Source organism: Flavobacterium agrisoli, assembly GCF_016522065.1.
In the GTDB taxonomy this organism is placed as follows: domain Bacteria; phylum Bacteroidota; class Bacteroidia; order Flavobacteriales; family Flavobacteriaceae; genus Flavobacterium; species Flavobacterium agrisoli.
In genome coordinates, this window is record NZ_JAEHFV010000005.1 from 207,045 (window position 1) to 222,116 (window position 15,072).

12 protein-coding genes are annotated in these 15,072 nt (G+C 35.0%); 2 read left to right on the forward strand and 10 right to left on the reverse strand.

Annotated elements, in window-relative coordinates; genetic code table 11:
* Window positions 1-113 precede the first annotated feature (113 nt).
* Genes I5M07_RS12630 through I5M07_RS12645 form a run of 4 tightly spaced genes read right to left on the reverse strand, consistent with a single transcriptional unit; the run spans window position 114 to window position 6,149 of the window.
* Window positions 114-575 carry a thioredoxin family protein gene (locus I5M07_RS12630; RefSeq protein WP_200106810.1) on the reverse strand — a complete coding sequence of 154 codons (462 nt, stop codon included), beginning with the start codon at window positions 573-575 and terminating at the stop codon, window positions 114-116.
* 42 nt (window positions 576-617) lie between these two features.
* A complete protein-coding gene (locus I5M07_RS12635; protein ID WP_200106811.1) occupies window positions 618-2,423 on the reverse strand; it encodes a peptide MFS transporter in 1,806 nt (601 codons plus the stop codon).
* 44 nt (window positions 2,424-2,467) lie between these two features.
* Window positions 2,468-3,973, reverse strand: coding sequence for a peptide MFS transporter (locus I5M07_RS12640; RefSeq protein ID WP_200106812.1), 1,506 nt, complete (start codon window positions 3,971-3,973; stop codon window positions 2,468-2,470).
* A gap of 7 nt (window positions 3,974-3,980) precedes the next feature.
* Window positions 3,981-6,149, reverse strand: coding sequence for a S9 family peptidase (locus I5M07_RS12645; RefSeq protein ID WP_200106813.1), 2,169 nt, complete (start codon window positions 6,147-6,149; stop codon window positions 3,981-3,983).
* Window positions 6,150-6,351: 202 nt separating this feature from the next.
* Between I5M07_RS12645 and I5M07_RS12650 the strand changes: the two genes are divergently transcribed.
* Complete coding sequence (locus I5M07_RS12650) at window positions 6,352-7,668, forward strand: hydroxymethylglutaryl-CoA reductase, degradative (protein ID WP_200106814.1); 1,317 nt, start codon at window positions 6,352-6,354, stop codon at window positions 7,666-7,668.
* A gap of 52 nt (window positions 7,669-7,720) precedes the next feature.
* Window positions 7,721-8,635, forward strand: a complete 915-nt coding sequence (locus I5M07_RS12655; protein ID WP_200106815.1) for a GYDIA family GHMP kinase — start codon at window positions 7,721-7,723, stop codon at window positions 8,633-8,635.
* 91 nt (window positions 8,636-8,726) lie between these two features.
* Here the strand turns inward: I5M07_RS12655 and I5M07_RS12660 are convergent, their stop codons facing one another.
* The 6 genes from I5M07_RS12660 to I5M07_RS12685 all read right to left on the reverse strand — a co-directional run bounded on the left by I5M07_RS12660 (window position 8,727) and on the right by I5M07_RS12685 (window position 14,977).
* The gene (locus tag I5M07_RS12660; protein ID WP_200106816.1) at window positions 8,727-10,823 is read right to left on the reverse strand and encodes a peptidylprolyl isomerase; all 2,097 of its coding nucleotides are present in this window, start codon (window positions 10,821-10,823) and stop codon (window positions 8,727-8,729) included.
* A 108-nt stretch (window positions 10,824-10,931) separates the two neighbouring features.
* Window positions 10,932-12,191: a hemolysin family protein gene (locus I5M07_RS12665; RefSeq protein WP_200106817.1), complete on the reverse strand. Its 1,260-nt coding sequence runs from the start codon at window positions 12,189-12,191 to the stop codon at window positions 10,932-10,934.
* 2 nt (window positions 12,192-12,193) lie between these two features.
* A complete protein-coding gene (locus I5M07_RS12670; protein WP_200106818.1) occupies window positions 12,194-12,388 on the reverse strand; it encodes a hypothetical protein in 195 nt (64 codons plus the stop codon).
* A 2-nt stretch (window positions 12,389-12,390) separates the two neighbouring features.
* Complete coding sequence (gene lptC, locus I5M07_RS12675) at window positions 12,391-12,948, reverse strand: LPS export ABC transporter periplasmic protein LptC (protein ID WP_200106819.1); 558 nt, start codon at window positions 12,946-12,948, stop codon at window positions 12,391-12,393.
* A gap of 45 nt (window positions 12,949-12,993) precedes the next feature.
* Window positions 12,994-14,250: a hypothetical protein gene (locus I5M07_RS12680; RefSeq protein ID WP_200106820.1), complete on the reverse strand. Its 1,257-nt coding sequence runs from the start codon at window positions 14,248-14,250 to the stop codon at window positions 12,994-12,996.
* Window positions 14,243-14,977, reverse strand: a complete 735-nt coding sequence (locus tag I5M07_RS12685) for a type III pantothenate kinase (RefSeq protein ID WP_200106821.1) — start codon at window positions 14,975-14,977, stop codon at window positions 14,243-14,245. Before I5M07_RS12685 ends, I5M07_RS12680 begins: the two co-directional genes overlap by 8 nt.
* Between the last annotated feature and the right edge of the window lie 95 nt (window positions 14,978-15,072).

Here is a 15,072-nt window from a genome sequence, read left to right on the forward strand (position 1 = left end):
TTTAAGGTACATTTTTTAAATATTCCTCTTTTTTAATATAAACCACAAAATCAAAGAGCACAAAAAAACCTCGTTAGGCAGCCTAACGAGGTTTTTAAAATATTAAAATACAACTATTTGTTTTTCAGTATCGTATTAGCAGAATCCAACCAAGGTTGTGGACCTCCGGCTACATAGCCCGTTCGACCTAATCCTTTAAAATTAATTTTACCATCAGTCGTTTCTACGTTTGCAAAAAAAACAGTTGGAAAACCTTGAATTCCAAAAACTTGTTGCAACTGGTTATTTTGATTGCGGATTTCAGGTGATTGAGCAGTTCTTCTTGGAAAATCCAATTCGACTAAAATCACATTTTCTTGCGCCCATTTGGCAAATTCGGGTGTTTTTAATACTTCATTTTGCAAACGGATACACCAACCACACCAATCACTTCCTGTAAAAAACAACATAATTGGCTTGTGCTCTTTCGCACTTAAATCGACCGCTTCTTTCACATCGGTGTGCCAATTCAACTCTTGCGCTTGCATAGCAAAGCATCCTATAAAGAACAAGAACAACATTACATATTTTTTCATAACTGAAAAATTAATTTATAATATGGAGTAAAAATATAAAATTTAACGAACTCCGTGCATTAACTTTTTAATTACAGGCGACATGATAACCGAGAAAACTGCTACAGCGAGAGAGATAATGGTCAGCATCCAAAAGAAATAACTCAATCCGTGTTCGTTGGCAATTTTGTCGATATTTTCTCCAAACATAGCGGCTCCTTTCATACCAATTGCAACTGCCAAATACCAAACTCCAAACATAAAAGCAATCATTCGGGCTGGCACTAATTTACTCACATACGATAATCCTACTGGTGAGATACAAAGTTCACCCATTGTATGAAATAAATACACCAAAATCAACCAAATCATACTAACCGATGCTGTTTTCGCTCCTGGCTCAATTCCGCTAGAACCAAACGCCACACAAGCCATCCCTAAGGCCAAAAGTCCCATTCCCACACCAAATTTTAAGTTAGCAGAAGGATTGTATTTACTTTCCCACCATTTAGAAAATAAAGGGGCTAACGAAATAATAAATAAGGAATTTAAGGTAGAAAACCAAGTTGCCGGTACTTCGGTAAGCGGCTTGGTTACTTTTTCTATTTTTAAAGCTTCTAGAGTTCCATCACTTAAAGATAAAAAGCCAGCAGTATAATAATCACGGGTTAACATCCACAACGCAATCAACCAAATAATAACGAAACTCGCGCCCAAAATAAGATTCGCTTTAGCATACGTAGCAAAGGTTTGTTTAAACAACAAAATCAAAACATAGGTAATAATAGCCAAAGGCAAAACAGTAATTAAGGTATTGGCAATTAAAAAACCTACACTCCAATTTCCTTCTAAAACACGATTGGTATAATCGTTTGCAAAAATCGTTAAACTGTTAGGCGATTGTTCGAAAATAGCCCAAAAGAAAATGGTAAGAAACGCAAAGAAACTAACTGCCATCATTTTTTGACGCGTAATGGTTGAGTATTGCGTAAAACGATACAACAATAAAATGACAAACAAAATCAAAGCGGTTACAATGGCGATTGAATTACCATTTTCACCTAGAAAAGCAAAGATATTTACCTTTCCTCCCGAGATTTTAGTTGCCGGATCATTTAAAACCCATAACAAACCTAAAATAGCCGAAAGAGCAATAACGCCCAATTGCCAAGGTGTAAACGGATTTCGCTTATCAGTATCAAGCAACTCGGCCGCTTCGGTGGTTTCTTTGTTGGGTTTTAATCCAATTGTTCCGAAAATATTTTGAGAAAACCAAAATTGTAACATTCCGAAAAACATGAAAATTCCAGCTAGGCCAAAACCGTAACTCCATCCTACTTTTTCGCCTAAATACCCACAAAGTAAAATTCCGAAAAAAGCTCCCGAATTTACACCCATGTAAAACAAAGTATAAGCTCCGTCTTTTTTTTCTGGTCGGTCTTTGTACATTTCCGACAAAATTGATGTCATATTTGGTTTAAAAAAACCATTTCCAAAAACCAATAAAACCAGTCCTAAATAAATTGTGAACTCCGTTTCAAGTGCCATGGAAGCGTGTCCTAAAGTCATTAATAACGCCCCAACAACCACTGCCCATCGAAAACCAATAATTTTATCCGCAAAATACCCACCTAACATGGTTGATAAATAGACCAATCCTACGTAAGAGCCAAACAAAGCTGAAGCGTTTTCGCGACTCCATTCCCAACCGCCATCAGTGATAGCTGTTGTTAAGAACAATATCAACAGCGAGCGCATTCCGTAAAACGAAAAACGCTCCCACATTTCGGTAAAAAACAAAACAAACAATCCTGCAGGATGCCCTAAAACGGGATTTTTAAAAAAGTGATCGGTAGAATTTTGACTCATGTTATATATTTAAAACTAATAATTTCTTATAAAATCCGTTTTGTTTATCTCACTTCTTGCATTAACTTTTTAACTAATGGCGAAAGCACAATCAAAATAGCGCCCGCAATTAAAGCGTAAATGGCTAATTGATAATAACCATCTGTAAAAGCGATTAATTTATCTGAAGCAGAAGCATTTTCATCTGGTGATGACATTCCTGCACCTAACAAACCTGCTACATATTGCCCATAAGCACTTGCCAAAAACCACATTCCCATCATCATACCCGACAATCGTTTAGGCGATAATTTTGTCATAATAGATAATCCTATTGGCGACAAGCATAACTCGGCCAAAGTAACAATCAAGTAAGCTCCAGTAAATACATTCAAAGAGCTTTTACCATCAGGCCCTGCAAAAAAACGTGTCGTATAAAAAATATAAAAAGCTGCTGCTAAAAACAAAAAGCCAATACCAAATTTAATCACCGTATTGGGCTCTATTTTTCTTTTTGCCAAGCCTAACCACAACAATCCAATAATGGGACTAAAAACAATTACAAATAAAGAATTAGAAGAATTGTTCACCATATTAGGATCGATGTTAAAAAACAACAATTTGTCCGAAAGATTGTATTTAGCAAATAAGGATAAAGATCCGCCGCTTTGCTCAAAAAAAGCCCAAAACACAATCGAAAACAAAATAAAAACCAAGGCTGCTACTAATTTTTTTCTAGCCGCAATACTGGTCTCTTTAAACATTTCGTAAACAAAATACAAAAGAGCAATTGGACCAATACTATACATAAAATAATCGGTATAATCGGTGTTTTTAATCATCATAAAAACCAATGGAATACTTAAAAGCGCACCAATATACACAGCAATTTCTTTTGATTTACGTTTTGAAGGTTCGTTGGTTTCTAGCAAAGGAGAATCACCAATAGGGCCTAATGATTTTTTAGTATATAAAAATGTGATTAATCCGATTACCATTACAACTGCTGCAGCTAAAAAGGCATAACTCCAACCAAAATCTTCACTTTTACCGAGATAAACACATACAATTCCACCTAAAAAGGCACCCGAATTAATCCCAGAATAAAACAAACCAAAACCGGCATCGCGTCGTGGATCCCCTTCTTTATATAATTCACCCACCATCGAAGAAATATTCGGTTTAAAAAAACCTGTGCCAATTATCGTTAATGTAATTCCGACGTAAAACAACGCTTGAGGTGAAAATGCAATGGTTAAATTTCCGACAATCATGATTAAACCCCCAAAAAACAAAGATTTTTTAAACCCTAAAATCTTGTCGGCAAAAATACCTCCAATAAAAGTAAACGCATACACAAAAGCTTGGATAGCACCATATTTTAAATTAGCATCTTTGTCCGAAAGTGCCAACCCTAAAAGTTGATCGGCCATAAAAATAGTTAGTACGCCGCGCATCCCGTAGAAGCAAAAACGCTCCCACATTTCAACGAAAAACAAATACCATAATTGTTTTGGATATTTTCCTTCGAAATTCTGAATTTCTTCTAAGGTAAGTTTAGTTGTGCTCATTTACGATTTATAGGTTAGCTTTAATAAAATTAGTCATTTTTGTGTAAAGTTGCACACGCGTTTTACCACCATAAATTCCGTGGTCTTTATCTGGATAAATTTGAGAGTCAAATTGTTTGTTAGCCTGAATCAAAGCCTCCATCATTTGCATGGAATTTTGTACATGTACATTATCATCGGCCGAACCATGAATTAATAAAAACTTACCTTTTAACTTTTCAACGTGATTAATTGGCGAGTTTTGATCGTAACCTGCAGCGTTTTCTTGCGGCGTTTGCATGTATCTTTCGGTATAGACACTGTCATAAAATCGCCAATTGGTTACTGGCGCTACAGCAATAGCCATTTTAAAAACATCGGCACCTTGAAAAATACAATTTGAAGCCATAAAACCTCCGTAACTCCAACCGAAAATTCCGATTCTCGTTTTATCCACATACGGATAATTGCCAATAACTTTTGCCGCATCAATTTGATCTTCTACTTCGTATTTGCCCAATTGTAACTGGGTTACTTTTTTAAAATCAGCTCCTTTAAAACCTGTTCCACGACCATCAACACAAGCCACAATATAACCTTGTTGCGATAACATCATAAACCAATAATCATTAGTATTGTACCATTGATTGGCTACTTGTTGAGAACCCGGACCTGAATATTGATACATAAATACAGGATATTTTTTATTCGGATCAAAATCTTTTGGTTTTAAAATCCAAGCATTTAATTCATTTCCTTTTTCTGTTTTTAAAACAAAAAATTCTTTCTGAGGGAAATTATACGAATTGAATTTCTCTAACAAAGCTTTGTTGTCTTCGATTACCTGAATCGTTTTTCCGCTTTTGGTTTCGTTTAATGTATAAACTGTAGGCTGAGAAACATTTGAAAACGAATTGATATAGTACTCAAAATTAGGGCTAAAAGTTGCGCTATTAGTTCCTTTTTCATTAGAAAGAGCCGTTTTACCTTTACCATCCAAACCAATTTTATACACACTGCGGTTAATTGAACCATTTTCGGTTGATTGATAAAAAACGGTTTTTGATTTTTCGTTAAAACCATAATAAGCCGTAACCTCCCAATTTCCTTTGGTTACTTGGTTTTTAAGCTTCCCATTTTTATCGTAAACATAAATGTGATTGAACCCATCTTTTTCAGAAGTCCAAATAAAACTGTTGTCTTTTAAAAAAGTCAAATTATCTGTTACATCAACATAGGCTTTGTCTTTTTCGTTTAAAACAACTTTTGCTTTCGCAGAATTCCCATCAATGAAAAGTAAATCCAAATTATTTTGATGACGGTTTAAAACTTGAGCCGAAAGCACATTGGCATCGTTCGTCCATTTTAAACGAGCTATATAAAAGTCCTTGTAAGTACTCAAGTCAATCTTATGAGTGGTATTAGAAGCCACATCCACTATATGCAACGAAACATCGGAATTCTTTTCGCCTGCTTTTGGATATTTAAAAGTTTCTGCTGTTGGGTAAAGTGATTTTTCAAAAATAGTCATCGTAAACTCGGGCACTTGCGTTTCATCAAAACGAATGTAAGCCAATTTTTTACTGTCTTTACTCCAATCAAAGGCACGCACAAAGGCAAATTCTTCTTCGTAAACCCAATCCGTAATACCATTTATAACAGCGTTTTTTTGACCGTCGGTAGTAATTTGAGTCGTTTTTCGAGTCGCAATTTCATAAACAAATAAATTATTGTCTTTTGCGTAAGCGATTTTGGTTCCGTCTGGAGAAAAAGTAGCTTCTTGCACTTGAAAATCGAATAATTTATTCAATTTATTCGATGCCACATCATATAAATAATAATCGGCTGTAAAAGAATGACGAAAAATTTGATTGGAATTACAGGCTAATAAAATTTGCTTTTCGGCTTCATCAAAAGTATAACTATCAATTAAAGGCAAATCCGAATGTTGCTTAGTATCGATTAAAGTCCATACTTTTTTTAACGAAGCGTAGTCGTACAAATCAATTTGCATGCTTCGGCTGCTGCGATCAAAATTCAATACCGTATATTGGTTGGTGTTTTTCATGGCTTGCAAAGCATCCATTCCTTTTGCCCGAAAGCTACCATTATACAAACTTTCAACAGTAATTTGCTGTTGTGCAAAAACGCTAAAACCCAAAAATAAAAGAACCGTGGTAATTCTGTGTAACTTCATAGTATTGAATTAAATCTAAAAAAGAGCCCAATTTTAGTGAAAAAAAAACACTTTTTACACATATCGAATGTTAAATGTTAAGAAAAAACAAAGCTTTTGTATTATTTAAGTTACTTGTTTAAGTATTAGATTACAAACAATACTTTACTGCATGCGGTAAAATTTTATCTTTGCAGCTTCAAACAAATTTAATTCCTTTAAAATGAACAATGCTGTAGCCGGATTTTCTAAATTAAGCAAACAAGAAAAAATCAATTGGATAGCCGAGCAATACTTCTCTACCCCTAACGAAGCCGAAACTTTATTAAAAAAATATTGGAATACCGACGAAAAAATTCAGCAATTACACGATGAGTTTATTGAAAACACCATAAGTAATTTTTATTTGCCTTTAGGCATTGCACCTAATTTTTTAATCAATGGCAAATACAAAACTATTCCGATGGTGATAGAAGAAAGTTCGGTAGTAGCAGCAGCTTCAAAAGCAGCTAAATTTTGGGCTACACGTGGCGGATTTAAAACTACGATTCTCGGTACCGAAAAAATTGGTCAGGTACATTTTATTTTTGATGGCGAATTGGCACTTTTAGAAGCCTTTTTTGAAAAAATTAAACCTGCCTTATTTGAAGCAACCGAAAGTATTACTCAAAACATGCGCCAACGTGGCGGCGGAATTACCGATATTGTTTTAAAAAATAAAACCTCTGAACTAAAAAATTACTACCAACTCCATGCTACTTTTGAAACTAAAAACAGCATGGGAGCCAATTTTATAAATTCCTGCTTGGAGCAATTTGCTGTTACTTTTAAAGAAAAAGCTGCTGAATATGAGCCATTTCAAAAAAAGGGTACGATCCTCGAAATCATCATGAGTATTTTATCGAATTATGTACCAAATTGTGTGGTTCGTGCTGAAGTTTCATGTCCTGTTTCGGATTTAGCCGAAAAGCATATTCCTGAACCCTTGTTATTTGCCCAACGTTTTGTTCAAGCCGTTCAAATTGCCGAAATCGAACCTTTTAGGGCTGTAACACACAATAAGGGAATTATGAATGGTGTAGATGCTGTCGTTTTAGCCACCGGAAACGATTTTAGGGCTATCGAAGCAGCCGTACATGCTTATGCTGCCAAAAACGGTACCTATTCTAGTTTGTCACATGCAAAAATTGAAAACGGTGTTTTTACTTTTTGGGTAGATTTACCATTAGCACTTGGTACAGTGGGAGGTTTGACTACCTTGCACCCGATGGTGAAATTTTGTTTGACTTTACTCGAAAATCCGTCGGCTACCGAATTGATGGAAGTGATTGCCGTTGCAGGTTTGGCGCAAAATTTTGCTGCTTTACGTTCCTTAACAACCACCGGAATTCAAGCCGGCCACATGAAAATGCATTTAAACAACATTTTAAACCAACTCGAAGCAACCGAAGAAGAGCGACAGTTAGTTCAAAAACATTTTAAAAAACACACCGTTTCGCACAGCGCTGTTGTCAATTATATAACGGCAATACGCAATTAATTGTTAGAGCTATTCTGTTTTTTCTCTTTAATCGAATTCGAATCAAAAAAACATGCAACAAACTTTTTATAGCAACGGTAAATTATTAATTACAGGCGAATATCTCGTTTTAGACGGTGCAATGGCATTGGGTTTACCTACCAAAAAAGGCCAAAACCTAGTTGTAAATCCCAACAACACCAATCATATTAGCTGGAAAAGTTTTGATGCAGATGGCAATGTTTGGTTTGAAACTACATTTGAAACAAAAGATATAGCACTTCAAGATAACAATTCCGCCGAAGGCATTAAAAGCACATTGCTTACTATTTTATACGAAGCAAAGCAACTAAATCCAAATTTCCTCCAACCTAATCAAGGTTTTGATATTGAAACGCATTTAACCTTTCCTCGAAATTGGGGTTTAGGAACGTCCTCGACTCTAATTAACAATATTGCTCAATGGGCTCATGTAGATGCCTTTAAATTGCTTCAAAATAGCTTTGGCGGTAGCGGCTACGACATTGCTTGCGCACAACACAATACTGCCATTTTGTACCAAATTACCGATCATAAACCAAGGGTAAAAGCAATTGAATACAAACCTTCCTTTTCGGAAAATCTCTATTTTGTTTACCTCAATCAAAAACAAAATAGCAAAGCGGCAATTAGTGCCTATCACAAAAACAAAAAATCCAATTTAAACAAAGTCATAACCAAAATAAATGGCTTAACCCAACAAGTTTTAGAAGCGCCGAACGCTAAAGCTCTTGCCGAAATCCTGTTCAAACATGAAAAAACGTTAAGCAACTTATTGGAAGTTGAAACTGTAAAAACCCAATATTTTTCTGATTTTGAAGGGGAAATTAAAAGCTTAGGTGCTTGGGGTGGTGACTTTGTCTTGGTTGTGGCCACAAGTAATCCGACGGCATATTTTCAGAATAAAGGTTTTGAAACCATTTTGACATACGAGCAAATGATTTTATAAAAACAGATATTTTACATCAAAATAGTTCATAAAAAAAGCCGAAACATTTTAAAACGTTTCGGCTTTTACCTTTTATAAAGATGATAAGTTCTTAGTAGTTAAACTGACTTCTGTTATCTACAATTTTTGCATTTTCTTTTAATGCAGGAAGCACTCTACCAGCATCTGAAGCACTTTGTCCTTTAAGGGTATTTACATAAGTAGTATAATCTTTAACCGCGGGAGCTTTTGCAACACTTTTTGTTTTAACTACATAAACCGCAGTATTACCTTCAATTGGTGCTGATAATTTATTAGCCGATAAAGCCAAAGCGGTACCCACCACTTTTGGTTCTAAACCAACTCCCGTTAACATCGGGTTAGCTAAGGTAAGATCGTTAGCTTCTAAAACCGTATTGCCAACTGCTTTTGCCACTGCCTCGATTGAAGAAGCACTCATTTTAGCTTTAAGCATTTCGGCTTTCTTTTGTTTGATTAAAATTGGCTCAACAAAAACACGCGCCTGATCTACTGGCATTAAACCTTCTTTATTTACTTTTTTCAATTTAGCAATTACGTGACCTACGTTCGCAATTTCAAAACGTTTTACATCACCTACATTGGTTTCGTTATCAAAAGCCCAACGTACAATCGTTCTTTGGTTACCAATTGGTCCAAAACGTTCGTCCATCACTTTTACGGTAACGGGTGCTGCAACTGTCAATTTCATTTCTTTAGCTAAAGCATTAAAATCTTTATTAGCTGCATCCATCTCAAATTTAGTTGCTTGAGCAAATACTTTATCAGAAGTAGCATCTGAAGGTTCTACTTTTTGAGCAATTGTTGCCAAACGAATTCCGTCTTGTTTATCGGTAACTTTGATGATGTGGTAACCAAAATCAGTTTCTACTAAACCAATACTTCCGATTGGATTATTGAACACAAAATCATTGAACGGTTTTACCATTTGGTTTGGACCAAAATAACCCAAATCACCACCTTGTTGTGCAGAAGAATCATCAGATGATGTAAAAGCCAACATCATGAAATTATCTGGATTTGCTTTAACTTGAGCCAAAATTTCTTCGGCTTTTGCTTTTGCTTCTTCTTTACTTCTTTTTTGTTTTTGGTTTGGAACCTGAGTTCCTTCGTAACTAATTAAAATATGGCTTGCCTTAACGTTTACACCATTCTTTTTTCCTAATGATTTCGAAATACACAAATAGTTTCCAAAAGTATAAGGACCATAAATTTCGCCTGGAGCCAAATTAAACAACTTGTCCGCATCCACAGCTGGCAAACTGTTTTTAGGGATATAGGTTGAATCATAAGGAACATCTGAATTTGAATTTACAAATTCAGCAATATTTTTTGTCGATCTAAAACCAGCCAAAGTATCGTTTTTACCAGTAGTTTGGTTGTACTCAACACTTCCGTTTAACAATGCATTCAATTTCGACTTAATATCGGCAACATCTGCAGGAGATGCTTTGTCTTCAATAGCAACATATTCTACTTCGCGAGATTCATCTGCTTTGAATTTTTTTTCATTCTTTTTCATATAATCCGTAATATCCGAATCACTAATTTTCACCTCGCTATCTTTTATAGAAGAATACAAACCGGCTACGTAAGCAAAACTCACTTTATCCGACTCCATTTTGTAACGTAATTTCCCTTCGGCGGTTGTAGTATACAATCCTGCTTTTATCATGGTATTGTACAATTGAAATTTCGCATTTAATTCAGCATCTTTTTCTCTTTCTTTTAAGTATTGCGCTTGCTCAGGGTTGCTTTTGAAGAATTCTTTGAATTTATTAACATCAAACATACCTGCGGCATTTAAAAACATTGGATTTCCTCCAATATTTTGATCTGCTTTTAATACTTCTATCAAATGTTTTTCACCTACTTGCAATCCTAATTTTTCGAATTCTGATGATAGTAATGCAATTGATACTTCTTGATCCCAAACACGGTTAGCAGCTTCGGTTGAAGTCATTCCTTGACCACTTTTTTCTACATTGCTTACTTTAAGTCTAAAATCTTCAAACGAAATACCTTTATCATTGATGCTTCCAACATCTTTTGAACTTTGACTAAATGTTCCTTTTCCGATAAGGTCTTGAATTATAAATGCAAATAATGCAAGTGCGATAACCCCTATCAATAAAGCCGAACGCTGTCTAATTTTTGCTAAAACTGCCATTTTTATTGTTGTTAATTTTATATTCAGTTTGCGAAAATACAATTATCTAGTTAATAATAACACAAGTAGCGTTTTATTTTAAAAGATTTTTTTATTTTTTAAAAAAAATCACTCTTTTACAATCATCCGAACCAATTCAATGCGTTTGTTTATGGCTTCTTCGATGATAAAATGATAATTTTCGATGGTGATTTCTTCCCCGATTTGCGGAATTTCTTTGGTATGATCTACGATAAATCCGCCCAAAGTTCCGTAAGAATCGCTTTCGGGAATTTCCAATTTAAAAGTCTCGTTTATGTACTCTACATCCAAGCGAGCAGAGAACAAATATTCATTTTCGCTAATTTGATTTTCGATTAATTCTTCATCCAAATCATGCTCGTCTTCAATTTCGCCAAAAAGTTCCTCGACTATATCTTCAACCGTAATCATACCCGATGTTCCGCCGTACTCATCTAAAACAACGGCTACACTTTTTCTTTTTTTAATTAAAAGATTCAGTACATCTTTTATAAAAATAGTTTCGGGAACAAATTCAACCGGAATCAAAACCGATTGTATGGTTGGGGGTTTTTTAAACAAATCAAACGAATGCACGTAACCCAAAATATCGTCTAAATTATCTTTGCAAACCAATAATTTAGAATAGCCGGTTTCTACAAACAATTCTTTTAAATCGGACACAGTATCTAGAATATCAACGGCAGCAATTTCGGTTCGCGGTGTCATAATATCCCTGGCTTTCACTCCAGAAAATTCTAAAGCATTTTGAAAAATTTGAATTTCGGAATCCACTTCTTCATTATCCTCTACCGTGCTCATTTGCTCGGTGATGTAATTCCCGAGTTCAACTTTCGAAAAAAAAAGTTGAACTTGATCGCCTTCGGTTTTAAAGAAACGTTTCAGAAAAAAATCGGAAATCCAGATAAAAAAAGTTGCGATATAATAAAAGAGTTGGTAAAAAACGTAAGCCGGAACAGCCAAAATCTTGATTAAAGTATTGGCATAAATTTGAAAAAAAACTTTAGGGAAAAATTCGGCCGTAATTAAAACCAGAAAAGTAGACAGAACGGTTTGAATGAGCAAACCAACAAAATCGGAAAAGTGATAACCCGAAGCTTCAATCCATCGCATGAGCAAATCGCCCATAAAAAAACCGTAAACAACCAATGCAATATTATTACCAATCAACATAGCGGCAATAAATTTGGAAGGTGTTTCGGTAAGTTTGGTTAAAATGGTAGCAAGAAACCCTTCCTGCTTTTTTTCAATCTCTAAAAATATTTTATTCGAAGAAATATAGGCTATTTCCATTCCGGAAAAAAAAGCCGAAAAAATCAAGCATAGTATAATAATACTAATCTCCATTCTTAGGATTTTTTATTGCGATCTTCCATCTTTTTAGCAAATCTTCTTCTCACAAAAAACATGGCAATACCCATTGCTGCAATTGCAAAACTCAACCAATAAGTAGTATCTTCATGAGACAGTTTTACAATTCCGTCATAAACGAAATAAAGTCCAAAAAACAAATAAACGTAGGTAGTATATTTTAAATATCTCATAATTATTCTTCTGCTTCCAACTCACCGCTGATGCGTTGCGAGTTTACAATTTTAAAATCTTTGCTAAAATCTATTCCTTGCCCAAAAGAAACTCCTTTTGCTTTATCGGTAAGTTTGAATTTTCTTTCGGTATAAAACCATTCGTTTTTTTGGTCAAAAAACAATTGTTCGGTTTCTAATTGCTGACCCGTTTCGGAAGTAATTTTTACTTTGCCTTGCAAATCGATTATTCCGGTTTTTTTATACGAAATGGCATAATTGGCTACGATAAAGGTACGTTTTCCTTTTTTATCATACAAGGTAACATCAATTCCTTTTGGAAAGTCGGTAAAAGGAAAAGCTACATTGGCATAATCCAACATTTTAGGACTTTTCATCACTCCCGAAATGCGACCCGAATCGGTGTATTTAACCTCAATTGAATCGGCATCACTAGCCGGAACAAATTCGCTATAATTGATCATTTGCACCTGTTTGAAATTGCTTTCACAACTCAAAAACAGACTTACAACCAACGCCATAACGATTTGGAATAAAACGGTATTTTTTAATTGAATCATGTGTAAAATTAATCCATTTTAAATCAAACCAAAACCATAACGGGATTAATCAAATTTGGTTTTTCGGAACCATTTGTCATTAAGAGAAAAGCCTAAACTGATATTAAAGTAGTTTTCTTGAACCAAGCCCGAATTGGTTGTTCCTTTTTTACCCAACTCTAAACCAAGATTAATATTAGAAAAAGTACCCACAATTGGAAAACCAGCTCCTAATGTCAGCGCAACATCATTTATTTCTTCCGAATTGATAATCAGACCTGATTTTTCATAACGAAAACCACCTCGGTACACAATTCGTTGAAAGTAACTGGAAAAGGAATTGTAATTTGGGATATAATAACCCCCAACTGTATACTTTGCATAGTTATTATAAACCACACTAGAAATATTGGAAACATTGGTCGGATTTTCTAACTCGGATGCTCCCTGAAAAGTGGCTTGCGCTCCAATTAACCATTTTCTTTTTTCACCAATACCGGCACCGAAAGTAAATTTCCCAGGTACTTTTAAACCTACTTTTGAACGAGAAGAAGGCAAACTATCTACAACGGTAAAGTTGAAGTTGGCATCGTAAAAACCGGTTGAAATTTGACTCCAATTATCAGAATTAACGTTGGCCGAAAAAGCATAACTAGCACTTCCGTAAAAGTTAAGCTTTTGTTTCAACTTGCGCTCATACATGACACCCATATTAAAATTCACACCCGATAATTCGGCCGAATTTTGTTGCTGCGATCCAATTGGCACTGTCGGAATAAACTCTACACTGGATGTTTCAATTTTACCAAAATTATATTGAACATCGGCACCTACCGATAACCCATGGCTAATCATATAACCCATTCCTAAAAACACCTTATTTAAACCACCACTTCCGTTACTTCTTTTACTAGTAACCGAAGGATCATCTGAAATAGATTGAATTTTGTAACCTACCGAAGAATAAGGTAACAATCCAAAAGCCATCCCGAATTTACCCATTGGTAATCCAACCGCTAAATAATCCAATGTAAATTTATCTACGCTATCCGATTGGTCTTTCGCTTTTATTGTGGTAGTTCCGTAAGTTCCACCCAACGAAAAAGTAGTAAGTTTTAAAGAAGCATAACTCGCCGGATTATCTACATTAAAATGAATACTATCCATTTCAACACCCAAACCACCCATTGCACGGTACTCTGCAGCACCTTTAAAACGAACATCGCCAATACCAAAATAAGAATAAGGAGAAGAGGTACCCTCTTGTGCAAAAGAAACAAAAGACATCAGTAAGATTATGCTTACTATAATTTTTTTAATCATTGTTGAGCTTGTATAGATATAATTGGTTCAAACTTTCTAAAAGAAAATTAGAATTGGCAAATATGGTATTTTTTAATCGTTTAGCCAAAAAATCTGTATCGCCACCCGTTAAAATTATGATAAAATTTGAAAACGATTGGGCATATTCATCTATAAATCCCGCAATCTCATAGACCAATCCGTTCACTATCCCAGAATGTATCGACTGATGGGTTGAATTACCAATAAAATGGGATGGCTTTTCTACTACTAACAACGGTAATTTAGCAGTAAAATTATGCAGACTTTCATAACGCAAGCGCAAACCAGGCGATATAGCTCCCCCTCGATATTGATCATCGGCATCTACAAAATCATAGGTCACACAAGTTCCTGCATCTATAATTAATCTGTTTTTCTTAGGATATAACAAAGTGGCTCCGGCAGCTAGAACCATTCGATCAACTCCTAAAGTTGTAGGTGTAGCATATAAATTTTGAAAAGGCAACACATCTTGATGACTAAAAAAATGAACTATGAGCCGATTTTCCCATTCCAAAAAAGCCTTTTTATCTATTTTACCCACCGAGGCAACTACCAAATGAGCCATATTTTTATTTTTTTTTAAAATTTTTTCAATTTCTTTTTGGAGCAGTTCCGGCTGAAAAACAAAAACCTCTAACAGAGTATCCTCCTCAAAGACAGCCGCTTTGATTCGTGTATTTCCCACATCAATTGCTAAAACCATATTTGCTTATTTGTGAAAGCGAAGGTACGAATAGATTTTTTTTTAAAATTGTTTTGGATAAACTAAAAATCGTTCTATATTTGCACCCGCAACAA